Below are 21,413 nucleotides of genomic sequence, written 5' to 3' on the forward strand. Positions count from 1 at the left end.
GGTTATCTTATGGGTAAGAGGGGGGAAAGGAGGAGGAAATACGGCGTGAGGAGGCTGGCGGTCGTTTCCGTCTATCTAACAGAGGAACATATCAGAAACCTCGACGCGCTAGTGAAGCTGGGGCTTTTCAGAAGCCGGTCGGATGTGGTCGAGACGGCGCTGGAGGACCTCCTCTACCGGTACAACGTCAAGATCGATGACGAGGACATAGAAGCGATCAGAGGGAGATAGCTCAGCAGTGTCACCACCGCTCATCCTCGCCACACACCGTCGTCATCACGCCCAGCTCAAGGCACTTCAATATTAGCGTGTCTCTTGGCCAAATCGTGCTCGTTCTTGCCCAGCCGCCGCATCAAGTCGGCCACCACGGCGTCGAGGACCACCATCGCCGTGTCCTCGAACAGTGTGCCGAGCGGCGAAAGGGGCTCGTGGAGGCCCAGTATCTGCCTGGCGAAGTAGTCGTCCATGACGGCCACCTTGGTCCTGCCCGGGACGAACACTACTATGTCGGCGAGTTTGCCCAACGGCGAGTCGGGGTATGTGGTTATGGCCACCACGACGGCGCCCATCTTCTTGGCGGCCTCGGCGGCGGCCACCACAATCTGGGTAGTCCCGCTGCCCGATATCGCGACCACTATATCGTCTTTGTCCACTGGAGGCGTTATGGTCTCGCCCAACACGTACGAGTGTATCCCGAGGTGGCGTAACCTCATGGCGAAGCCCCTGGCGACGAGCCCGCTACGGCCCATGCCGACTACCAAAACGGCTCGCTCTTCCTTATATGCAGATACTAGGAGATCTGTAAACTTCCCTATACTATTTAAATCGAGCTTGTTCAGAGAATATAGAATAAAATTTGCAATCTCTAGAAAAGCCGCTTTAAATGTCTCTGACATAACAGAATCAAAAATCTATATTTTTAAAGCCTATCTCCTCAGAGAGCGGTCGCCGCGGAATACCTCAACCCTCTGGGCGTTCAGCTCCTTAGCTATGTAGTTGAAGGCGGCCTCTGGGTCCGTGTTCCCGCAGGTATAGACGTCGACTGTGGCGAAGCCGTGTTCGGGCCATGTATGTATCGATATATGGCTCTCCGCAACTATGGCGAAGACGGTGAGGCCGCCGTTTGCGCCGAACTTGTACGTGTTCACCGAGACCAACGTGGCGTTGGCTATCCTCGCGGCGTTTCTGACTATTTGTATAAGCCTGGTCTCGTCTCGAAGGACATCCCTATCGCAGTCGTAGAGGTTGCCGTAGACATGGCGGCCTATAACTACCGTCTCCACCCCGGCGTCCCCCCGCATGGAAGGGGGATGCTGGCGAGTATATAAAATTGACCCCTAGGAATACGCCGATAATCCCCAAATCTCGGCGCTCTTGATATAAATCACGGCGGTCGGCGCGGGAGAAGCCTCCACGTTGCGAGGCGGTCCCAACTTTGTCGACTGTCTTGTTTGGCCTATCTATGTAAGTTTATATACCCCTTCGCCTGCCTTGGCCCGTTATCTCCTTTCCGCCAGCGGGATATACCTCAGACCGACGGGGCCCACGTACTTCTCGGTGGGCCTTATCAGCCGGTTCCTCGCCCTATACTCCAATACGTGGGCTATCCAGCCTGCGACCCGCGACATGGCGAAGGCGGGGAGGTTGAGGTCTGTCGGCAGGCCGAGGTACTTGAATATCACAGAGGCGTAGAGGTCTGTGTTGGCGAATATGCCCTTGCCCGAAAGCTTAGAGTGGACGTACTCCTCCAGCCGCCTCGCGACCTCGTAGGGCCTAGAGTCGCCGGACTCCTTGGCCAAGGCCTCGGCAAGCCGCCTCAAGACCTTGAGCCTCGGGTCGGGCCCCCTCTTGTATATTCTGTGGCCGAAGCCCGGGATCCTCCTGCCGGAGGCCAAGGCGGAGTCGACCCACCGCTCCACCCTCTCCGGCGACCCGATCTCCTCTATCATCCTCGCCGCGTCTACGTTGGCCCCTCCGTGGAGAGGCCCCTTGAGGCTGGCCAGCGCGGCGGTCAATGCTGCGTACATGTCGCTGAGGGTCGAGGCGACGGAGACGGCGGTGAAGGAGCTGTTGTTCATGCTGTGCTCGGCGTAGACAACCATCATTACGTCCATGGCCCTTATCTGCAACGGGGTGGGCTCGCCGCCCCTCAATACCTTAAGGAAGTACTCCGCCTGTCCATCCGCCGGCGGGTCGACCACGTCGAGCCCCCGCCTTATTCTGTCCCAGTTGGCGGCTACGTAGGGCATTGCCGCCATTACCGCGAGGCCTCTCCTCAGCTCAGCCTCGCGCGACCTGTCGGAGAGATCCTCGCCGAGGGCCATAGCCGACACGGCAGTCCTCAAGACGTCTATCGGCTCGGCGCTCCGCGGCGCCGACCTCATTATCGAGATGACGTGGTCCGGCGGCCTCCTCATGGAGGCGAGCAACCGCTTGAATTCGGCCAGCTCGGAGGCCTTGGGAAGCCTGCCGTAGATCAGGAGATATGCGGCCTCCTCGAAGGTCGACTTCTCGGCCAGCTCCTCCAGGTCGTAGCCGCGGTAGTATATCTTGGAGTTCTCGACGTCTATTAGGCATATCTCGCTCTCCTTGACCACGACTCCCTCCAGGCCGGGCGAGTAGGCCATGGCGCCGCTTAGACGACCGGTTTTAACTATTGATGTAAATATCTAATACCATAGATCATGAGAATAGACGAAAATAATAATTATATAATATGAACATTAAAGAGACGATAAAATGGTTTTATTTATTGAAAACGCCTTTCTCTAGATTCGCATATTTTGCGGGTAAAACACTAAACTGTAGACAAGACGTAGATCTATGGCGAAATTCCATATAGCCTCGCCGGAGGATATTACTGCCGGCAAGGCGACCGACATATACTTCATACGCGCCGTCGAGGCGCTTAAGGCCGCCGGGCTCGAAGACGCCGTAGTGCGGGCGGAGTTCCACGTGGCGTCTCTGCCGAAGGGCTACAAGTGGGCCGTATACGCCGGGCTTAAGGAGGCTCTCTACGCCTTGGAGGGGAAGCCCGTGACGGTCTACTCTCTTCCCGAGGGCGCTCTTTTCGGCGAGAACGAGCCGCTCATGGTAATAGAGGGGCGGTACGTCGACTTCGCCGTCTACGAGACGACGGTGCTGGGCATACTACGACACTACAGCAGCATAGCCTCCAAGGCCGCGAGGGTCAAGAAGGCGGCCCGGGGCAAGACCTGCCTCTTCTTCGGCGCAAGGGTCCTCCATCCGGCCGTCCAGCCCATGGCCGACAGGGCGGCGTATATAGGCGGGTGCGACGGGGTGTCGGGCGTCTTGGGGGCCGAGATGTTGAGCAAGAGGCCGTCTGGCACCATGCCGCACGCCTTGATGATAATCTTCAGAGCGCTCAAGGGCGACCACGCGCAGGCGTGGATCTGGTTCGACAAGACCGCCCCGCCAGACGTGCCGAGGATAGTGCTGGCCGACACCTTCCTGGACGAGAGGGAGGAGTCCCTAATGGCGGCTAGACTGTTGGGCGAGAGGCTGTGGGGGGTTAGGCTAGACACGCCGGGCAGCAGGAGGGGCGACATGTTGAAGATAGCGAGGGAGGTCCGCTGGGCCCTCGACCTAGCCGGGTACAAAGACGTCAAGATCGTCGTAAGCGGAGGGCTCGACGAGGAGGAGGTGGCGAGGCTGGCGGAGGTCGCCGACGCCTTCGGGGTAGGGACCTCCATAGCCTTCCCGCCCAGCGTCGATATATCCATGGACATAGTGGAGGTCAAAGTCGGAGGGGAGTGGATGCCCATCACCAAGAGGGGCAAGTTGCCCGGCTTCAAGCAGGTTTACGACTGCGGCGGCAAGCATATAGTGGCTCCCTGGCGCGATCCGCCCCCGCGCTGTCCCGACGGATCTACGGCGAGGCCTCTCATGAAGAAGTATATGGAGGGGGGCAAGATCGTCGAGAGGATGCCCGACGAGGACGAAATAAGGCAGTACGTCCTAAGGCAACTGGAGGCCGTGGAACTCTGATCAACGGAGGATCTTGGGCTTTATCAGAAGGGGGCCGTAGGTGGCCTCGCCTGACGTCAACATCTTGTAGAGCCTCACGAGGCTCGGCCCGACCAGCCTCGCCACGCGCTTGTTGTAGCCGAAGGCGCCGAGGAGTCTGCTGATGAGCCTGCTCTTCCGTATCTCCTCGACGTAGGGCCGCGCCAGCTGTCTATAGACCGCCTCGGCCTCGCCGGGGTTGTTCCGCACCTTAAGCGCCACGTAGGCGGCCTGCGCGGCGAGGGCTCCCGTGGCTACGGCGTAATATATGCCCTCGCCAGTCGAGGCGTCCACGAAGCCCGCCGCCTCGCCCGCCAGGATCACGTTGCCCCGCCCGAGCCTCCGCAGAGAGCCCAGGCTGAGGGGATGGCCCATAACCTCGCCCGCCTTGAGCCCCAGCGACTCGGCCCATTTGGCCAAAGGCCTTCTCAAATCCATCCAGGGACCCCAGCCGACGCCGATGCCGACGTCGGCTCCCCTATCCCCCAACGTGAACGCCCAGGCGTAGCCGACGCCTCCCGTCTCCTCGTGGGCGAAGTCGAAATCTATCACGCAGAGATCGCCCAAGCTCCCGTCGGCGATCGACATAAACGCTATCGCGTGTGTCTTGGAGCTAGGCGGCGGCTCCCCCAGCGATCTGGCGACGACGCTGTTGGCGCCGTCGGCGCCCACGACGACGGCCCCCTCGTACACGCCCTTCTCCCCCACGGCTCTGCCCCCCTCCACCTTCACGATCTTGTCGACGACGAACTCGGCGTGGGACTGCTCGAGGAGCGCCTTGTCGAACTCGGGCCTCCGCGTCACCCTTATGGGCTCGCCCCTATGCGTGTACCTTATGTCGGCCACCTTCACTCTGACCTCCCTACACTCGCCGTACCAGTGGTATTCTATCCCCAACCTCTCCAACATCTTCCAAGTCCTAGGGGTCAACCCGCCTCCGCACGGCTTCTCTCTAGGAGGCTTGAAGCGGTCGACCACTAGAGTCCTCAACCCCAACCTCGTGGCGACCACAGCCGCCGTGGCGCCGGCGGGGCCCGCCCCGACTATGACCAAGTCGTACACGGTATGTCGTCACGAGGCGTACTTTTAACCTTTCCCTATTCGTACCTCAGCGCATCGACTACGTTAAGTCTGCCGGCCCTAATGGCAGGAGCCAGAGCGCCGACGGCGTTGACCGCCGCAACTAGCGCGGCGGTCGCGATAGCGATGTGGAGCGGTACAGTTAGATGGATAGACATACCGGGGAAGAAGCCGATGGGCACGAGGGTCAACAACTCGACGACGACCGCGCCGGCGGCTATTCCTATAGCCGCAATTATTAGGGCTTCGTAGAGTATCATGGCTGTTATCTGTCTTCTTCTGAAGCCTACGGCTCTAAGTATGCCGAATTCCTTAGTCCTCTGGAGCACAGATATGGTCATAGTATCGTAAAGCCACAGAGCAGTAATGACAGTAGAGACGCCAGAAACCAAGCCGAGAAAAAGCTCGAGGCCGGCGAAGAACTGGTTGAGAGTCTGGACCAGCGAGAGCAAGTTCACTATCTGGGCGTCGGGGAAGGCGGCCTTGAGGAGGCTCTGGACCTCTCCAAGGTATTTGGTGTCCTTTAGCGAGACGACCACTATTTGGTAGCCGATCTGGCCCGTCATGGATCTGAACTGGGGCTCGTCGAGTATGACCGAGTCCAGCGTGTTGATCACGCCGGGGTGCTCCGGGGCCATTATGCCCGAGACGACGACCGTGTACGACCTGCCGCCGTAGTTGAGCGTGAGGGGGTACCCCACCGAGAGTAGCTGGGCGCCAGTGTTCTGGTCGAAGGCCACGTAGTAGCCGACCACGGCGAGACTGCCGCCTATATTGTCCGAGCCGGCGTAGAGGGCGGACGAGGGCACGACCACGCCTATATCTCTGCCCGGGATCCCGTATATGTTGACCGACTCCACGCGGCCGTTGGGGAGCCTTACCGAGCCCATGGCGACCGAGATGGGCACGACCGACGTCGCGTACGGCGCCGCGTAGGTGGCTATGGTCGCCACGTCCGCGTCGGTGAATCTGCCGAGCACGAAGACGTTGTTCACGCCGAGGCCCTCAAAGAACTTGAGAGTCTCTGCCCTGAACGCGTCGCCGACGGAAAGCGCGAACGTGAGCGCGACGAAGGCTATGAGCACCCCTATTATCGCCCCTACGGTCCTCCCCTTCCGCTCCCTTAAGGCGCCCCAAGCCAGTTGCGCCTCGGCCAGCACGTCGAGCGGCTCCTACAGCTATATAAAGCCTACAGCGACGCCACGACGTTTCTGGCCCAGAGCTGGTAGAGGCCTTTCAGATGGACGAGCGGGGTGCCGGTGGCCATCCTGAAGGTCAGCCACCTCTTGAACGATTCCGGGTCGGACTGCGAGCTCCACTCGTCGGGAGAGATCTCTATATACCCCTTGCTTATCTCCGAGGCGACGGCTTGCGCCGCCAACGAGGCCTGCCAGAGGGATCCCCACCCGATCGGCGGGAGGCCCAGCTTCAGGAGGGCGGAGTCGCCTATGAGGTACACCCGCTCGTACTGCGTCTCCAAGGTCTCCGGCTTGAGCTCAAGCCCAGCCGTGAGGGGGTGGGGCCTGACCGCCGGGACGGATATGTGGAGCTCGTCCACCGCCTTATGCGGCGGCGGGTCGCCCGTCACCTCCACGCCTATTTCCTTCGCCTTGGCCTTCCAAGGCTCGAGCAGAAACACGTAGTCGTCGGAGACGTAGATCAGATGCACTGACACCTCCTTCTCGGGGAACCTGGTCTTGACGGCGTAGGCTATCTCTTGGAAGCCTATCACTGGGGTGAACTCGCTCACTATGAAGCGCACGGCCCTCGTCCTCATCATGAGCTCGTAGAGCCTCTCGGCGCCTTCGACGCTCCAGTACTCCGCGGTCCCCACCTTGTAGGAGCCGGGGGCCAACACGACGTAGTCGCCGCATACGTTCCGTGCGTTGGAGAGCCTCACGCAAGTCCCGTCTAGGGCCGTCGCGTGGTCCCACACGTGTCTGACCTTCTTGAGCTGGGACAGAGGGAATATCAAGTCCCTGAAGGCGACCAGGCCGCCGTAGGCCATAGGTATCCCTATCACGAACTCGTGCACCGGCTTAGGCTCCACCAACACGACCTCGGCCTGCACCGCTTGAAGGAGCCTGTAGGCGAAATAGATCCCGGCGATCCCCCCGCCCACAACGACGACTCTACGCATTTGACAAGGATGGACGGCATCAAATATAAATCTTACGTAGAAAGGCTAAAATAGATCCCTCCGTTTTCCACGCATGGAGGCCCTCGTCACCCGCGTAGGCGAGAAAGAGAACCCCTATCTGGTGGAGTTCTACGACGTCAACTGCCCCTTCTGCGCCAAGTCGGCGCTTGACCTATGGGGCGACCTCCTCGCCTCGGGCGCCTACTTCGAGCTGGTGTACCTGCCCGTCCACTACGCCATATGGAAGGACATGGGCTCGCCGAAGACCGCGGAGGGGTCCTATCTGGCAAACCTCTCGGCCTTCTGCGTCGACGACCCGGTCCAACGGGTGAGGTACTTGCTGGAGCTCTTCAAGATAACGTCCTCAGTGCGGAACGAGCCCAAGGCGATAGAGGAGCAGTTGGAGTACGCCAGGGGCAAGTTCGGCGACTTGAAGAGCTGCGTTAGGGGCAAGGTCGGCCGCCTTGCCGACGACCCCGAGCTGGCCTACGAGCTCGCCCACGAATACGCCCTCTCCATAGACGCCGTGGTGACCGGGGTCCCCACAGCCGCAATTGTAGACGGCGGGAAGGCCGTCGAGGTCAAGGACGGCCTGGGGGAGGTGGAGGACCTCATCAAGAAATACCTCTCGGGCAAGAGGCGAGCGCCTTCTTGAGCCTCTCGGCGGCGTCCTCCGGCGTGGTGTCGAGGGTGTATATGCCGGCTCCCGTCTCGGCGCTCGCCGCGTATTTCAGCCTCCCGTCCGGCCTATACATCCCGTAGATCTCGAAGTGTAGGTGGTAGTAGCGGTGGTCTCCCCTCAAGGGAGCTTGGTGCAGGACCATCATGTAGGGCATGGGCTTCCCAACGGCGTTTTTGAGGGCGCAGAGAACCGCCTTGAGGACGCCGGCGAGTTCCGCGAGCTCCCCGTCGCCTAGCTGGGTCAAGAGCTGGACGTGGCGGAGGGGGTATACGTGCACCTCGTGGGGCCATCTGGCGTAGTACGGCACGAAGGCGGCCCAATACGCCCCCCTCAACAAGGCCCTGCCCGACGCCGATTCCCTGGCCACGACGTCGCAGTGGAGGCACCGCCCGCGGCCGCGCCAGTACTCCTCGGCCCTCTCGAGCTCTCTGGCCACGCGCTCCGGGACGACAGGGAGCTCGTATATCTGGCCGTGGGGGTGGGTGAGGGAGACGCCGATCTCCCTCCCCTTGTTCCTGAAATACAGGAAGTACAAGACGCCGGGGTCCGACGCGGCCCTGGCCATCTCGTCTCTCACCATCCTCAACACCCTCTCTATCTGCTCCCTCGGCAGATCGCTCAGATCGTCCAAGTTGTGCTCCGGCGTCTCGACGACAACTAAGGCCCTGCCGTAGGCCCTCACGGCCTCGTAGAAGCCGTCGGTCTGGGGCGCCGGCGCCTCTGGCGACACCACCGGGTATCTGTTGGGCAGAATTAAGACGTCCCACCCGTAGCCGGTCTCGGGAGCGCCCGGGTCGAAGGGGCAGAAGGACTCGGGCTGCCAGGGCCTCTCCAGCCTCCTCGGCGCCACGACTATCCAATCGCCGGTGGTGGGATCCCTCCTCACCTCGCTCATAGGTACTCCACGCGCAGACCGTCGTCGACTTTTAAGACCCAGCTGCGCGCCTCCCCGACGCCTCTAATGGAGCCCGCGGCGGCCTCCGGCGCGAGGGCCATGACGACGCCGCCGAGCCCCGCGCCGGACAGCTTGGCGCCGTAGGCCCCCTTAGCCAAGGCCCCCTCGACCAACCTGTCGAGCTCCGGTATGCTGACGTCGTATAGGTCGCGGAGGAGGCTGTGCTGGTACGTCATGACGGCCCCCACGCCTCTCGCCCTCCAGTCGTCGCCGTCGAGCGGCGGCAGATACGGCGCCTCGGCCTTTCTCCCCCTCAGTATGTCCAGAGCGACGAGGGTGGATCTGTGCATCCTGATAGTGAAGAGGATGCGGTTGGCCGGCACGCGCGGTATTTTGTCCAGATAGGGCTTCAGCTCCTCCTCGTCCAGCTCCTCCCACTTGACCTTCCAATGCCTCTCCGCGAGCTTCTCCCTTATGCTGGGGGGCACCACGGCGAGTAGCGCCCTGAGCCCCTCGTCCAGCTCCCTCTGCCTCTGGGGATGCACCTCCGCCGTTGAGTGCCGCACCCCGCTGTCGAGCGCCACGAAGACTCCCCTATCCAGCTCGAGCCGCTCCACGTTGTAGGGAGGCTTGGTGTTGATGTACGATATCCTGCCGAAGGCGGACCCGTACTGGTCCAGCCGGCCGCACGGTATGCCCATCACCTCCCTCTCCGCGCGGTAGGCGGTCTCGGCCACAAACGCCGGATCCGCGGGCCCTCCCCAGAGGGCCGACAGCGCGCCGACTGTAGCCACGAGGAGCGCCGCGCTCGACGCCATGCCGGAGGCTATCGGCACGTCGCTGTCCACCTCGAGCTCGCAGCCCCCCACCTCCACGCCCGAGCGCTGTAGGGACACAACCGCGGCCTTTACGTAGTCGGCGAAGCTCCTCCCGGCGGGGAGCTCTCCGGGCTTGAACTCGGCGGACTCGCCGGTGTTGAGGGACCTCGCCCTACATGCCCCGCGCAGGCGCCGGGCCTTGACGCGCGTCCGTAGGTTTATCGCGACAGAGACCACCGGCAGTCCCTTGTAGTCCTGGTGCGTGTTCAAGAAATCCAGACGGCCCGGCGCGGAGGCCAGTACCTCGTAGTTCACAGCACGGCCTTCTCGTCCTCGCCGAAAACCTTGATCTTCTGAGGCCTCACGTACACGACAGTCTCGGCGCCTTCGGCCGGCGGCCTGCCCACCACCTCGACTCTGGCCTCTAGGCCGTCCCACTCGATCAAGGCCGTCGTCACGAAGCCCGTTACCTCAACTATCTTGACTCTGCCCTTGGGTATAGCCACGTCGTCCTTGCTCTGCGGGGCCTCCGCCACGTAGATATCGGCCGGCCTTATGCCCACGTACACCTTCTTCCCCACGTGTTCGGCCAAGGCGGGGGAGTTCGGCAGGGGTATCTTCAGTGAGCCTGCGTCGGCCAGATAGCCGCCGGCCTCTTTCAGAAGCTTGGCCTCGAAGACGTTCATGGGCGGATCTCCCAAGAAGGTCGCCACGAATAGGTTGGCGGGCCTCTCCAGCAAGTCCTCCACGCCGCCTACCTGCTGTATCACGCCTCTCCTCAGCACGGCCAGCCTATCGGCGACGGAGTACGCGTCTTGCTGGTCGTGCGTCACTAATATCGTTGTTATTTTCAACTCCCTCTGGAGCCTCTTCACGAACGCCCTGGCGCTTATGCGTATCCTTGCGTCTAGGTTGGAGAAGGGCTCGTCGAGGAGCAGTAGGCGCGGCTGTTTGACTAAGGCGCGCGCTATGGCCACCCTCTGTTGTTGGCCGCCCGAGAGCTGGCGGGGGTAGCGGTCCAGAAGATCCCCTATGCCCAAAATCTCGGCCACCTCCTTCACCCTCGCCTCGATCTCTCTCTTGGGCAACTTCTTTATCTTCAGGGGGAACGCTATGTTGTCGAAGACCTTCATGTGGGGGTAGAGGGCCCAGTTCTGGAACACCATGCCGACGTTTCTCTTAGGCGGCTCCACGAACACCTTCCTCTCCACGTCCACTATGACGTCGTCGTCGAAGAGTATCCGGCCCCTCGTCGGCACCTCAAGCCCGGCGAGAACTCTGAGGAAGGTGGTCTTGCCGTGGCCAGAGGGGCCCAACACGACGAAGAACTCGCCGTCGTTTATCTTGAGGTTCACGTCCTTGAGGGCGACGACGTTCGGCGGAAATATCTTGTCAACGTGCTCCAAGGTGACTACGACCATGGGTTTTACGTATTGCCTAATTTTAAAATTAAGCTCTGACGGACTCCAGAGAGAGCGAGGCGCCGAGCCGCTTGAGGGCCTCCTCGATTGCCCTATCGAGTTGCGGGTCGGCGCCTTCTCTGTAGTGGTGCGGCGCAATCTCCACGTAGATGTCGGGCTCCACGCCGCGTCCCTCTATCCCGGTCCCGACGCCCTCGGCCCAGAACGCGTATTTGGGCTGGGTTATTATAGTGCCGTCGACTAGTTTATACCTGGTATCTATCCCCACCGTGCCGCCCCAAGTCCTGGTCCCCACGACGGGTCCCAGCCCCAACGCCTTGAAGTCGTAGGTGAATATGTCGCCGTCAGAGCCGGCGTACTCGTTAGTTATCAGCACGAGCGCCTTGGGCACGACGAGCTCGGGGTACGGCGTCGGCTTGAAATATCTAGTTAGAAACGCCCCGAAGACCCTCGCGGCCAGCCGCTGTATCAACATGCCTGACGTATGGCCGCCTCTGTTGAACCTGACGTCTATTATGAGCGCCTCTCTGTAGCCCTCCGCCACGAGCGACCTGAAAAACTCGGCGTAGCCGTAGGGGCCCATGTCGGGCACGTGGACGTAGCCCACCCTGCCGCCGGTCTTCTCGTGCACGTAGCGGCGGTTGCGCTCCACCCAGCTTCTGTATACGATATGCCTCTCGTCCCTCAGCGTCTTGACGGGGAAGCGCCGGACCGCGTCGCCCCGCCTGGTCTCTATCCACAACACGTCGCCGGCCCTATTGAGGAGGGCGGCCTCCGGGGGCGTGTCGGGGCCGAGTGCCGTCCCGCCTATGGACAGCACGCAGTCCCCCTCCTTGACGTCTAGGCCCGGCGCCGCCAGCGGGCTCCGCTCGCCCTCGTTGGCGGGGTCGCCGACGAAGATCTTGGCCACGCGCCAGCACGATCCGTCCCACGCGAACTCGGCCCCCAGCCCGCCCACCGGGTAGGGCTTATCCACCTCGAAGTCGGGCACCACCTCGTACGCGTGGCTGTTGCCCAGCTCCCCCTGCATCTCGTTGATCAAGTCGCTCAGCTCGTACCGCGTCCCCACCCTATCTAGAAGAGGCTCGTACTTCCTATACACGGCGTCCCAATCGACGCCGTTCATGTCGGCCCTCCAGAAGTTCTCCCTCATCAACAGCCAGGCCTCGCGGAACATCTGCCTCCACTCCTTCGCCGGATCTACGTAGACCTTTACCCTATTTAGGTCCAGGACCCCGCTCTTTCTGCCCGGCTCTCTCGACTGCATATCGGGCCTCTTCTCCACGTCGACAAGCCTCAGCCTGCCCTCCTCCTTCAGCAATAGATATTTCCCGTCGGGGGAGGCCCGAATGGCCGAGACGCCCGACGCCAGCTGTTCCTTGGACTTGGTCTCCAAGTCGTAAACCTCGACGACGCCCCTCCTCTCCTGAGCCGACCACAGATAGTACTTGAGGGCCCCCTCCACCTCGTATCTAAGCCAGGCGACCTTCCCGCCCTTAAGCCCCACGACGGCCGCGTATATCCCCTCGTCGACCGGGAAGGGCTCGGCCCTGGCGGCGATGCCCTCCACGTCTATATCCTGCGCCGCCCCCTCCGCCTTTCTGTACTCGACAAAGGGAGACAAGTCGTCCCTCCTCAGAGGTATGAGGTAAGGCTTTGAGTGCTTCGCGAAGACGTAGTAGAACTGGACGGGGTCCATGGCGGGGTTGAGGGCCCTCCTTGAGAGGAAGTAGAGGTACCTCCCGTCGGGGTCGAAGGCGGGGCCGTAGTCGAAGCTCGTGGGCGGCGTGGCGTCGTGGGATCTGCCGGACCTCACGTCGTACAGCCTTATGTTCTGGGTGTAGGGGCCCGAGGGCCGGGAGTAGGCGAGCCAAAGGCCGGAGGGGTGCCACGCGAGCTCCGTTATTAGGCCGTACTCGCTTCTGTCGACCAATGCCGCGGTCCCCGTCTCGACGTCTAACAGCCACAGCTCCCCTCTATGGTTGGCCAAGGCCAGCCTCGGGTACTTGAGGGCCAAGGCCTCTATCAGCCCCAGCCCCGGCTCCAGCCTCTTGAGCAACGCCCCGTCCTTCCCGTAGATCTCGACGGCGCCGTCGTAGGTCGACACGGCGATCTTGTCGCCGTCAGCCGACACGTGCTTGTACCTCGTGGCGCCGCCGGCGCCCAGCCCGACCACCGCCCCCTCCCAGGCTGGCATGTGGAAGGCCTGGCCGCGGGAGATCAAGACGACGGAGTCGCCCGAGGGCAAGGCGAAGCCCTCCAGATATTTGAAGGGGTCGACGAACTTGGGCGCCTTTTGCTTTCTGGCCAGAGGAGCCTCTATGTCGAGGAGCTCGAGGCGACCAGACGGGTCGTATAGATATATGTCGCCGCCCATCTGGAAGACCACTCTGCGCCCGTCGGAGCTGGCGTTCCTGACGTAGAACTCCTTGAAGTCGGTGTGCCTCCTCAGATCCTTGCCGGAGGGGTCCACAGAGTACAGATTGCCGACCCCCTCGTGGTCGGACACGAAGTATATCCTGCCGCCGACAATCATGGGCGAGGTGACGTTGCCCGGGAGGTCGACCAGCTTCTCGAACGTCCTCCCGCCGTCTCTGCTGATCCAGAGGACGCCCCTCATGCCGCCCCTATACCTCTTCCAGTAGGGCAGGTCGTAGTTGTTCCGGCCCAACACGACGAACCCATCGCCGTAGAGCAAGGCCGTGGCGGGGCCTAGATTAAGCCTCTCGTACCTCCCGTCTAGAGATACGGAGTACAGCTCCCGCCACTGGGGGAAGGGCATCTTGAAGTCGCTGAAGACCAGCACCCGCCCGTCGGGCGTCCACCCCGCCACGCGCGTGTAGGGAGAGCCGAAGTAGGTCAGCCTCTTGGGCTGGCCTCCGTCGGCCGGCACCACGTAGGCCTCGGCCAAGGTGCCCTGGTCGGTCTGTTGCAGCCGGGTGAAGGCTATATACCGCCCGTCCGGCGAGAACTTCGGCCTAACGACTACGCCGAAGTCGGAGGTGAGCCTGTAGGCCCTGCCGCCGGAGTATTTCCAGAGGTCGTCCTCGGTGACGAACACCATGTCGTCGCCGTATATGTCCGGGTACATGTAGTACCCCTTCATTGTGGGCTCCGCCGGGGCCTCTTTTAAGCATAAAGAAATATTTCCGGGGCCTATTCCCGGCATGGCGAAGGTGCGGGTACATCTGTACGTGAGGGGGAAAGTGCAGGGAGTCTTCTTCAGACAGTCCATGAAGGACGTGGCCGCCTACTACGGCGTGAGGGGGTGGGTGAGGAATCTGCCCGACGGGAGGACGGTCGAGGCCGTTTTGGAGGGCGACGAGGAGGCCGTGAGGAAGGTCGTGGAGTGGGCCCACTACGGCCCGCCGGGCGCCCGGGTCGAGAAGGTCGAGGTCGCCTACGAGGAGTACAGGGGGGAGTTCGACGACTTCAAGATACTGCCGACTCCCAAAAATATTTAGGGGGTAAACGGTACGTGGAGGTCTATTTCGAGCGCTTCGACGAGAGGGAAGCCGCCTTCTACGAGCTGTTGGTCAGACTGCGTATCTTCGACTGGGCCTACTCGGCGACCGCCAAGCTGGTCGACGGAGCGGCGGACCGCGGGGCGAGGTTGTTGGAGATAGGCCCCGGCGTGGGGAAGCTGGCGGCGATGCTAGAGAAGAGGGGCTATAGGGTGGTCGGCGTCGACGTATCGCCAGCCATGTTGCGCCGGGCGCGCAGGAGGACGTCTGCCGATCTAGTGGCGGGCGCCAGCTGGGCTCTGCCGGTTAGGCAGAGCGCGTTCGACGGCGCCGTTGCCCTATTCACGCTACACCACTGGGGCCCCCACAAGGAGTCGGTCGAGGAGGTGGCGAGGGCGTTGAGGCCCGGCGGTAGGTTCGTGGCGGTCGAGGTCGACAGAGACCGCATGCCGTTGGTCGGCGACCACAGTTGCGCCGAGAGGTGTCTGAGGGAGGTCCTAGGCGCGCGTTTCGGGGTCAAGATAATACGCAGATATCCTCTGATCGCCGCCGTTGCGGAAAAAGTTATTAGGTAATCGCCCCTTCTAGAAGATGCTGGAGGAGCTCTTTGAGGAGGGTCTTACGTTGATCAAGGGACCTCCCGGCTCCGGCAAGACGACCCTCGCCGCGTGGGCCGCCGCCAGGCATAGGAACTCGGCCTGGTTCACCTTTTACGAGAGCGAGTCGCGCCTCCTCCGGTTTTTGTCCTCGATAGGCCTCGACCCGCCCCGCCACATATTCGACATGATCTCCACGGCCCATAAGAAGGAGGCCGTCGAGGCCGTACTCAAGACGATACAGGAGGTCAAGCCGGACTTCGTCGTGGTGGACGGCCTAAACGCCTTGACGCCGGAAGGCGAGAGGGAGCTGGTCCACAACCTTTTCTACCACCTCCTCTCGTCCTTAATGCCGGTGGTGTTGATAAGGGAGGGCGAGGAGATCACCGCGACCGACTACATAGCGGACAACGTGATTCTGTTGGGCTACAGACAGTCCGAGAGGGGGTCCTCGCGGCATCTGGCCGTGGTCAAGAGCAGGGGAAGGCTCGTGGAGCCCAGCGTATTCCGGTTCGTCCTAGCCAAGGGAGGCCCTAAGTTCATCTTGCCTCCTCGCGAGGCCAAGAAGGTGTCCGGCGAGCGCCTCACGACCGGCGCGCCGGAGCTAGACAGAGAGATAAACGGAGGCGTCATAGCGGGTAGCTACGTCGTGGTGGTTGGGCCGCCCGACGGCCTCGCCAGCAAGCTCATGGTCATAACCGCATCTACGCTGGCCGCCGCCGGCAAGAAAGTGCTCTACCACCACCACAAGCAGATCCCGACGTTCGTAAAATTCGCCGAGTCTCTGGGCGTGAAGACCGACGTGAAGGGGCTGTTCTGGTACTACCATCCGATAGAGGAGCACAAGGATCTTACGTGGTGGTATAGGTCGGCCGAAATGGCCAACGAGATGGGGATCGACGTCCACTTCGCCGACCAGTACGAGCAGGTGATAGCCGTGGCGGGCCCCGAGACCATCGCCGAGGCGGCCCAGTTGTACCAAGCGACCCTCCGCAGAGAGACCACGACTGTGCTCGTCATAAACTCGCACGCGATCTGGCGGAGGGTCGCCCCGCTCCTCGGCTCTATACCCGACTACACGTTCCTCTTCAAGCACGGAACGTTGACCGCCTACACGCCGGAGCGCACGGAGCCATTGCGCTTCAGGTACAAGCTGGTCGGCCGCAGAGTGGTCTTCGAGAAGGCATAACGACGCTCAACGTTTTTTAGGGAGGCGTTGTCGCCATTATGGATCTGGATAAGGAAATAGAGCGTTGGGTTAGGAAGCTGGGCCTCAACGTAGTCATACCGCCGAACGCCCCTGAGCCTTTCCACATATCAACGGCGCCTCCCACGGGCATGCCGGTGGTAGACGTGGTGAGGCCCAAAGACGCCGAGTTCTACGTGATAGCTATGGGCATAGCGGTTCACCCCGACCACAAATCGGCGCTCGCGTCGATGAGGGAGCAGGACAGGCGGCGGTTCCTCCTCGAGCTGAAGAGGGCCGTCGTCTCTATGGGCGTCGACTTCGCCTTCCTCCCGCCGGACGCCGAGATACCCGACGCGATTCAGGTCTCGCGGCCGGTCCTCGCCGAGGGGCTGGACGCCCAGAGGTTCCTAGACGAGTACTACAGGGTGAGGAACGCCGGCCTCTTGGTCATAATTTCCTTCGCGGAGACCTTCAGAAAGGCCGCCGGCCAGACCTCCCTCTACGCATGAGGGCCCTCCTCCTCAAGGCGCCGCGCGAGCTGGAGGTGGTCGATCTGCCGACGCCCGAGCCGCCCGCGGGCTGGAGCCTCGTGAGGACGGAGCTGGCCGGCATATGCGGCACCGACAAGGCCTTCTACCGGGGGACCTACCCCCTGTTCAAGAGGCCGCTTGTGCCCGGCCACGAGGTCGTGGGGATCGTCGTCGAGGGGCCTCTAAAGGGGCGGAGGGTCGTGTCCGAGATAAACTTCGCCGACCTCACCTGCGACTACTGCAGGTCGGGGCTCTACACCCACTGTCCCTACAAGAAGACGTTAGGCATAGACTTCGACGGCGGCATGGCCGAGTACTTCGTCGCGCCCAACTACGCGCTACACCCCTTCGACGGGCCTCCCGAGCTCGGGATATTCGTCGAGCCTCTGGCGGCCGTCCTCAACGCCTTCTCCCTACGTCCCTTGAGGCCCGGCGAGAGGGCGGCCGTGATCGGCATCGGGAACATGGCGCTCCTCGCGGTCCAGGTGCTCAGACTGCTGGGCGCCTCTGAGGTGGCGGTAGTCGCGAGGAGGGAGAGCAGGAGGCTCAAGGCCCTCGAGAGGCTCGCCGACGTCGTGTATCTGGGAGAGGCCCCCGGCGCCCGCTTCGACCTAGTCTTCGAGGCCTCGGGAGACCCCAAGGCCCTCGACGCGGCGGTGGCCATGGCGAAGCCGCGCGGCGCCGTCCATCTGAAATCCACGCCGGGCTCCCCCGCCGTCTTCAACTCGACTCTGGCGGTGGTCAAGGAGGTCGCCATAGTGGGGAGCCGTTGCGGGACCTTCAGAGAGTTCAGGGAGGCCATCGCGCTCCTCGCGTCGGGGAGGGTCAGGCCGGTGCTGGACGCCGTCTATCCTCTGGAGGAGGGGCGGAGGGCCTTCGAGGAGGCCCAAGGCGACGTTTTCAAGGTCGCCGTAAGGCTCTGACGCGAAACCTAGATAAATCGGGGCGGTAGTATTCAAGATGCGCCTGGCGTTATTGCTAGCCTTGCTGATCTCCGCGGTAGTGCTCGCTGAGTCTGTGTCGGTGACTATAGAGGCAGTGGACGGCTTCACCGGCCATGTGTTGAACTCATGCACGATAATGGTCTGGCAAGGCAACAATCTGCTCGGCGTGAGCTATGGGCCTTGGAGCGGGGATCTAGCCCCAGGCACGTACCTAGTGCAGGTTCTGGCCTTCCAGACATGGTTTAACCAGACCATATCGGTGCCGAGCACGAACCCCATACAGATCGTCATCCCGACCGCGTTCATACACGCCAGCGTCTGGGACGATGCGATGAAGAGATACGCCAACTGGACCGTGGAGATCCTAGGGCCCGACAACTCGACCAAGGCGTCGGGCAGAGGCGGTGCCTCTGTCGAGGTAGTGGCCAACGGCGCCCGGTACAGGGCGGCCGCACTGACGCCCTACGGCGTGTTCTACAGCGACTGGGCCGTGCCGCAGCCGGGCCAGAACTTGACCCTGGAGGTGAAGGTGCCCACCGCTCTGGTGTCGCTGGTCGCGTACGACGAGGCCTTGGGGAGGCCCGCCAACTTCACGATAGTTATCAGCGGCAACGGGGCCAACGCCAGCGGCGTCGGCGTCCTCAAGCGGGAGCTCGTCGCGGGGACCTACGAAGTCGAGGTAGTCGCCAACTTGAGCGGCGGCGTCTTCCGCTACAGCAAGACGATGACGTTGAGCCCAGGCGCCAACTACTCGGAAGTCCTGCGCGTGCCGACGGCGTTTCTGTACATCTACGCCCAGACGCCGGCCGGCTCGCCGGTGCCCAACGCCACGATAATGTTGTACGAGGACGGCCGGCTTCTAGTCAACTCCACCGGCCCCTCCCTCGCCGTTGAGGTGCTCGGCGGAAGGACGTACACGGCCGTTGCGCGCTACCGCAACTTGACGGCTACGGCCAACGCGACTGCCGAGCCGGGCGCCCGGGTGCCCGTCTACCTCAACCTATCCGCAACAGTCGGCACGGTGATCAGGGTGACGCCCAAGCCAGCCACCACGACGCGGGCCGCCAGCTCTACCACCAAGACGGCCCAGACAACTACCGCCAAGCCGCCCACGCCATCCTCAACCACGACGGCGCCGCCTCCCCCTCCACCGCCGGGCAGGTCGCCTTGGGCCTACTTCATCGCCGTTGCGGGGGCAATCGCGCTGGCCCTCGCGGCGGGTGTGCTCGCCTTGGCCGCGTCTGCGAGCAGGAGGTCAGAGGCTTCCGAAGATCTTGGTCTTCCAGAGGTCGTAGAGGCCGCGTAGGTGGACGAGGGGCACTCCCTTGGTCATTCTGTAGGTGAAGTACTGCTTGAACTTGTCGGGGTCCTTCATGTAGGTCCACTCGTCTATCTCCACGTCGGCCACGCCCTCCTTTATCTCGCTCACTATGGCCTGGGCCAGCACCGACGCCTGCCATATGGCGCCCCAGCCTATCGGCGGAAGCCCCAGCTTGATGAGGGACGTGTCGCCGATTAGGTAGGTGCGGTCGTACTGCGTCTCGAAGAGGGGACCCACCTTGAGGCCCTTCGCCAGCGGGTGGGGGCTGAGCTCGGGCACCACCACGTGGACCTCGGCCTTGTCGTTGGTGGGAGGCGGGTCCTCGGTCAGCAAAACGCCTTGTTTGGCCATGTTGGCGCTGAAGGCGTCGAAGAGCCACTTGTAGTCGGGGTGCACGTAGACCAAGTGGACCGACACCTCCTTCTGAGGCCAAATAGACTTTATGGCCATCGCCAGCTCGCCGAAGCCCATGACGGGGTAGAGCTCGTCTATGATGAACCTCACCGCGGGCGCGGCCTCGATCGCCCTATAGAGCGCCTCGGCGCCCTCGACCGAGTAGAAGTCGTCCCCTATCTTGAACGCGCCGACCGCCAAGACGTTGTAGTCGCCCTTGATGACCCCGCCGCTGGCCAGCTTAAGGCCGCTCTCCTTGACGTCGACGACCTCGTCCCTCACGTGCTCGACGCGCTTCAAGTTGTCGAGCGACATGCGGAGGTCGTCGAACTTGACAAGGCCGGCGAAGGCCATGGGAATCCCCATGACGAACTCGTGGTAGGGCTTGGGGTCTATGAGGTAGACCTTCACGTCGTCGAGGGCCGACACTATCTTGTGGGCGAGGTACACGCCCGAGATCCCGCCGCCCGCGATGACGACGCTCTTCATGCCCGCGCTTTACTTTTCAAAATAAATAACTTGCGGAGCGCCGAGGGAACACATCCCGCATATAAATTTTACGAAGCGGCGGCCGTTGCGACGTGGGAGCCTCGGCAAGCGTATTTAGCCCGTAGACGGGCCCCGTAATAGGCCTGCCTCTACAAGACGAGTTATCCTTGTATAGCGAAGTCAAGCGCTTCACGAGACGCCTAGGAGGATAACTACATATAATATTTGCTTAATTCGACTTAAGTATAGTCATCAATGGATTGCGCTGTCCGCTACTCTATATCTCGCTAGAAGTAGCTCTATAGCGCGTCTGATCGCACAACTCCGGCTTCTGTAAATGCCGTCCTCCACCAGCCTATCGAGCTCGTCGAGCAGAGGCCTCGGTAGCCTAAACGATATCAGCACAGTACTGCTACCCCCATCCATGGTGCGCGACGAGCTATCCCGCATATATTCTTTGCGTAGCGATTATAATTAGATATAGATATTAATTATCTTCTTAATAATTAATAATTTTCATAAAATATATTAATTTATACTAACTAATAGAGGATGTGGAATCACTATTTAAAACGCCCCAATATCCATAGTTCCATGTACGGCCCTCTGCCGGCGTTGGCCGCGGCGCTTATATGGGCGTACGCCTCCGTATCCTATAGGGACTACGTGGAGAGGCTGGGCGTCTACAAGCTCAATTCCCTCCGGATGCTCTACGCATCTGCCGCGCTTCTGGCGCCCGCGCTCTACCTCGGGCTGGGTCGGGAGGCCGTGTACGCCGTGCTGAGCGGCGTCCTCTCGCTGGCGCTCGGCGACTCGCTCTACCTCAAGGCGCTTAGATCGGCCGGCGTCTCGATCGCCGTTCCGGCGGCCTACAGCTACGTCATACTGGAGCAGTTCATAGCGGTGCCGCTCGGCGAGCCTCTAAGGGCCTCCTACCTCCTGGCGGCCGGCCTCGTGGTGGCCGGCGTCTATCTGCTCGTGGCCGGGCAGGGGAGGGGGAGCCTCGTGGGGGTCCTCTACGCCTTGGGCGCCGCGCTGGCTTGGTCGGCGGGGTACGCGGCGGTCAAGGTGGCCGGCGTCGGCGGGCTCAGCCCCATATCCATAGCCTTCGTCCGCGTCGCCTCGGCCCTCCCCATATTGGCGTCGCTCAGCGGCCCCCGCGGGGTCTCAAGCGGCTTGAGGTCCACCTGGCGCACCTCACTGCCCATAATCGCTGTGTTGGATCTCGGAGGCGGCTCGGCCCTATTCGCCTACTCCACGGTTGAGGCTGGCCTGGGCCTGACCGTCATAGTGCTGGGCGTGGTCCCCCTCGCCTCCCAGCTCATGTCGAGGGCTTTGGGCAAGGAGAGGCCCACGGCCAGGGAGTATTCGGCGGCCGCGCTGATACTCTCGGCCATAGCCATATCCTTTATATAGCCGGCGTCC

22 protein-coding genes are annotated in these 21,413 nt (G+C 62.1%); 10 read left to right on the forward strand and 12 right to left on the reverse strand.

All coding sequences use genetic code 11. The annotated features are described in order from the left end of the window. Positions 1-9: 9 nt before the first annotated feature. A complete protein-coding gene (locus tag TUZN_RS03530) occupies positions 10-231 on the forward strand; it encodes a ribbon-helix-helix domain-containing protein (protein WP_013679562.1) in 222 nt (73 codons plus the stop codon). Between the two features lie 56 nt (positions 232-287). Here TUZN_RS03530 and hxlB read toward each other — a convergent pair whose 3' ends face one another. From hxlB to TUZN_RS03545, 3 genes are all read right to left on the reverse strand, one after another. Next, complete coding sequence (gene hxlB, locus TUZN_RS03535) at positions 288-896, reverse strand: 6-phospho-3-hexuloisomerase (RefSeq protein ID WP_013679563.1); 609 nt, start codon at positions 894-896, stop codon at positions 288-290. Between the two features lie 30 nt (positions 897-926). Beyond that, positions 927-1,301 carry an adenosylmethionine decarboxylase gene (gene speD, locus TUZN_RS03540; protein WP_052886057.1) on the reverse strand — a complete coding sequence of 125 codons (375 nt, stop codon included), beginning with the start codon at positions 1,299-1,301 and terminating at the stop codon, positions 927-929. Between the two features lie 198 nt (positions 1,302-1,499). Continuing rightward, positions 1,500-2,627 carry a citrate synthase/methylcitrate synthase gene (locus tag TUZN_RS03545; RefSeq protein ID WP_013679565.1) on the reverse strand — a complete coding sequence of 376 codons (1,128 nt, stop codon included), beginning with the start codon at positions 2,625-2,627 and terminating at the stop codon, positions 1,500-1,502. 196 nt (positions 2,628-2,823) lie between these two features. On the opposite strand from TUZN_RS03545, the gene TUZN_RS03550 reads away from it, so the two are divergent. Then, positions 2,824-4,008 carry a nicotinate phosphoribosyltransferase gene (locus tag TUZN_RS03550; protein WP_013679566.1) on the forward strand — a complete coding sequence of 395 codons (1,185 nt, stop codon included), beginning with the start codon at positions 2,824-2,826 and terminating at the stop codon, positions 4,006-4,008. Here TUZN_RS03550 and TUZN_RS03555 read toward each other — a convergent pair whose 3' ends face one another. From TUZN_RS03555 to TUZN_RS03565, 3 genes are read right to left on the reverse strand one after another with little or no spacing between them, the layout of a single operon-like run. Beyond that, positions 4,009-5,088: a geranylgeranyl reductase family protein gene (locus TUZN_RS03555; protein ID WP_013679567.1), complete on the reverse strand. Its 1,080-nt coding sequence runs from the start codon at positions 5,086-5,088 to the stop codon at positions 4,009-4,011. It abuts the gene before it with no gap. 35 nt (positions 5,089-5,123) lie between these two features. Next, complete coding sequence (locus TUZN_RS03560; protein WP_013679568.1) at positions 5,124-6,266, reverse strand: ABC transporter permease; 1,143 nt, start codon at positions 6,264-6,266, stop codon at positions 5,124-5,126. A 29-nt stretch (positions 6,267-6,295) separates the two neighbouring features. Beyond that, a complete protein-coding gene (locus TUZN_RS03565) occupies positions 6,296-7,246 on the reverse strand; it encodes an FAD-dependent oxidoreductase (RefSeq protein ID WP_013679569.1) in 951 nt (316 codons plus the stop codon). Between the two features lie 73 nt (positions 7,247-7,319). Here TUZN_RS03565 and TUZN_RS03570 point away from each other — a divergent pair, with 73 nt between their 5' ends. Next, positions 7,320-7,901, forward strand: a complete 582-nt coding sequence (locus tag TUZN_RS03570) for a DsbA family protein (protein WP_013679570.1) — start codon at positions 7,320-7,322, stop codon at positions 7,899-7,901. On the opposite strand, the gene galT is transcribed toward TUZN_RS03570, so the two are convergent. From galT to TUZN_RS03590, 4 genes are read right to left on the reverse strand one after another with little or no spacing between them, the layout of a single operon-like run. Beyond that, positions 7,861-8,823 carry a galactose-1-phosphate uridylyltransferase gene (gene galT, locus TUZN_RS03575; RefSeq protein WP_013679571.1) on the reverse strand — a complete coding sequence of 321 codons (963 nt, stop codon included), beginning with the start codon at positions 8,821-8,823 and terminating at the stop codon, positions 7,861-7,863. The two genes, TUZN_RS03570 and galT, sit on opposite strands and share 41 nt — an antisense overlap. Then, positions 8,820-9,956: a galactokinase gene (locus TUZN_RS03580; protein ID WP_013679572.1), complete on the reverse strand. Its 1,137-nt coding sequence runs from the start codon at positions 9,954-9,956 to the stop codon at positions 8,820-8,822. Before TUZN_RS03580 ends, galT begins: the two co-directional genes overlap by 4 nt. After that, on the reverse strand, positions 9,953-11,062 hold the full coding sequence (glcV, locus tag TUZN_RS03585; protein WP_013679573.1) for a glucose ABC transporter ATP-binding protein GlcV: 1,110 nt from the start codon (positions 11,060-11,062) through the stop codon (positions 9,953-9,955). Before glcV ends, TUZN_RS03580 begins: the two co-directional genes overlap by 4 nt. Positions 11,063-11,090: 28 nt before the next feature. Next, complete coding sequence (locus tag TUZN_RS03590) at positions 11,091-14,168, reverse strand: S41 family peptidase (RefSeq protein ID WP_013679574.1); 3,078 nt, start codon at positions 14,166-14,168, stop codon at positions 11,091-11,093. A 61-nt stretch (positions 14,169-14,229) separates the two neighbouring features. Here TUZN_RS03590 and TUZN_RS03595 point away from each other — a divergent pair, with 61 nt between their 5' ends. The 6 genes from TUZN_RS03595 to TUZN_RS03620 are packed head-to-tail and all read left to right on the forward strand — an operon-like array spanning position 14,230 to position 19,091. Next, positions 14,230-14,526, forward strand: coding sequence for an acylphosphatase (locus TUZN_RS03595; RefSeq protein ID WP_052886058.1), 297 nt, complete (start codon positions 14,230-14,232; stop codon positions 14,524-14,526). A 14-nt stretch (positions 14,527-14,540) separates the two neighbouring features. Beyond that, positions 14,541-15,101, forward strand: coding sequence for a class I SAM-dependent methyltransferase (locus tag TUZN_RS03600; RefSeq protein WP_013679576.1), 561 nt, complete (start codon positions 14,541-14,543; stop codon positions 15,099-15,101). Between the two features lie 16 nt (positions 15,102-15,117). After that, complete coding sequence (locus TUZN_RS03605; RefSeq protein ID WP_013679577.1) at positions 15,118-16,311, forward strand: ATPase domain-containing protein; 1,194 nt, start codon at positions 15,118-15,120, stop codon at positions 16,309-16,311. 38 nt (positions 16,312-16,349) lie between these two features. Next, positions 16,350-16,820: a DUF2299 domain-containing protein gene (locus TUZN_RS03610; protein ID WP_013679578.1), complete on the forward strand. Its 471-nt coding sequence runs from the start codon at positions 16,350-16,352 to the stop codon at positions 16,818-16,820. Further along, a complete protein-coding gene (locus tag TUZN_RS03615; RefSeq protein ID WP_013679579.1) occupies positions 16,817-17,764 on the forward strand; it encodes an MDR/zinc-dependent alcohol dehydrogenase-like family protein in 948 nt (315 codons plus the stop codon). Before TUZN_RS03610 ends, TUZN_RS03615 begins: the two co-directional genes overlap by 4 nt. Positions 17,765-17,801: 37 nt before the next feature. After that, complete coding sequence (locus TUZN_RS03620; RefSeq protein WP_052886059.1) at positions 17,802-19,091, forward strand: hypothetical protein; 1,290 nt, start codon at positions 17,802-17,804, stop codon at positions 19,089-19,091. On the opposite strand, the gene TUZN_RS03625 is transcribed toward TUZN_RS03620, so the two are convergent. Then, positions 19,041-19,988, reverse strand: a complete 948-nt coding sequence (locus TUZN_RS03625; protein ID WP_013679580.1) for an NAD(P)/FAD-dependent oxidoreductase — start codon at positions 19,986-19,988, stop codon at positions 19,041-19,043. The two genes, TUZN_RS03620 and TUZN_RS03625, sit on opposite strands and share 51 nt — an antisense overlap. A 252-nt stretch (positions 19,989-20,240) precedes the next feature. Next, a complete protein-coding gene (locus TUZN_RS03630) occupies positions 20,241-20,438 on the reverse strand; it encodes a ribbon-helix-helix domain-containing protein (protein WP_237698268.1) in 198 nt (65 codons plus the stop codon). A gap of 144 nt (positions 20,439-20,582) precedes the next feature. On the opposite strand from TUZN_RS03630, the gene TUZN_RS03635 reads away from it, so the two are divergent. Continuing rightward, on the forward strand, positions 20,583-21,404 hold the full coding sequence (locus TUZN_RS03635; RefSeq protein ID WP_013679582.1) for a DMT family transporter: 822 nt from the start codon (positions 20,583-20,585) through the stop codon (positions 21,402-21,404). Positions 21,405-21,413: the final 9 nt, after the last annotated feature.

Origin of the sequence: Thermoproteus uzoniensis 768-20 (genome assembly GCF_000193375.1) — an archaeon.
Taxonomy (GTDB): Archaea; Thermoproteota; Thermoprotei; order Thermoproteales; family Thermoproteaceae; genus Thermoproteus; species Thermoproteus uzoniensis_A.

Excerpts from the sequence above, each read along its gene's own strand:
- speD (WP_052886057.1), bottom strand. The coding sequence starts at position 1,301 with ATGCGGGGGGACGCCGGGGTGGAGACGGTAGTTATAGGCCGCCATGTC.
- glcV (WP_013679573.1), bottom strand. The coding sequence starts at position 11,062 with ATGGTCGTAGTCACCTTGGAGCACGTTGACAAGATATTTCCGCCGAAC.
- TUZN_RS03595 (WP_052886058.1), top strand. The coding sequence starts at position 14,230 with ATGGCGAAGGTGCGGGTACATCTGTACGTGAGGGGGAAAGTGCAGGGA.
- TUZN_RS03550 (WP_013679566.1), top strand. The coding sequence starts at position 2,824 with ATGGCGAAATTCCATATAGCCTCGCCGGAGGATATTACTGCCGGCAAG.
- hxlB (WP_013679563.1), bottom strand. The coding sequence starts at position 896 with ATGTCAGAGACATTTAAAGCGGCTTTTCTAGAGATTGCAAATTTTATT.
- TUZN_RS03630 (WP_237698268.1), bottom strand. The coding sequence starts at position 20,438 with ATGCGGGATAGCTCGTCGCGCACCATGGATGGGGGTAGCAGTACTGTG.
- TUZN_RS03620 (WP_052886059.1), top strand. The coding sequence starts at position 17,802 with ATGCGCCTGGCGTTATTGCTAGCCTTGCTGATCTCCGCGGTAGTGCTC.
- galT (WP_013679571.1), bottom strand. The coding sequence starts at position 8,823 with ATGAGCGAGGTGAGGAGGGATCCCACCACCGGCGATTGGATAGTCGTG.
- TUZN_RS03615 (WP_013679579.1), top strand. The coding sequence starts at position 16,817 with ATGAGGGCCCTCCTCCTCAAGGCGCCGCGCGAGCTGGAGGTGGTCGAT.
- TUZN_RS03545 (WP_013679565.1), bottom strand. The coding sequence starts at position 2,627 with ATGGCCTACTCGCCCGGCCTGGAGGGAGTCGTGGTCAAGGAGAGCGAG.
- TUZN_RS03565 (WP_013679569.1), bottom strand. The coding sequence starts at position 7,246 with ATGCGTAGAGTCGTCGTTGTGGGCGGGGGGATCGCCGGGATCTATTTC.
- TUZN_RS03570 (WP_013679570.1), top strand. The coding sequence starts at position 7,320 with ATGGAGGCCCTCGTCACCCGCGTAGGCGAGAAAGAGAACCCCTATCTG.
- TUZN_RS03635 (WP_013679582.1), top strand. The coding sequence starts at position 20,583 with ATGTACGGCCCTCTGCCGGCGTTGGCCGCGGCGCTTATATGGGCGTAC.
- TUZN_RS03610 (WP_013679578.1), top strand. The coding sequence starts at position 16,350 with ATGGATCTGGATAAGGAAATAGAGCGTTGGGTTAGGAAGCTGGGCCTC.
- TUZN_RS03530 (WP_013679562.1), top strand. The coding sequence starts at position 10 with ATGGGTAAGAGGGGGGAAAGGAGGAGGAAATACGGCGTGAGGAGGCTG.
- TUZN_RS03625 (WP_013679580.1), bottom strand. The coding sequence starts at position 19,988 with ATGAAGAGCGTCGTCATCGCGGGCGGCGGGATCTCGGGCGTGTACCTC.
- TUZN_RS03605 (WP_013679577.1), top strand. The coding sequence starts at position 15,118 with ATGCTGGAGGAGCTCTTTGAGGAGGGTCTTACGTTGATCAAGGGACCT.
- TUZN_RS03590 (WP_013679574.1), bottom strand. The coding sequence starts at position 14,168 with ATGAAGGGGTACTACATGTACCCGGACATATACGGCGACGACATGGTG.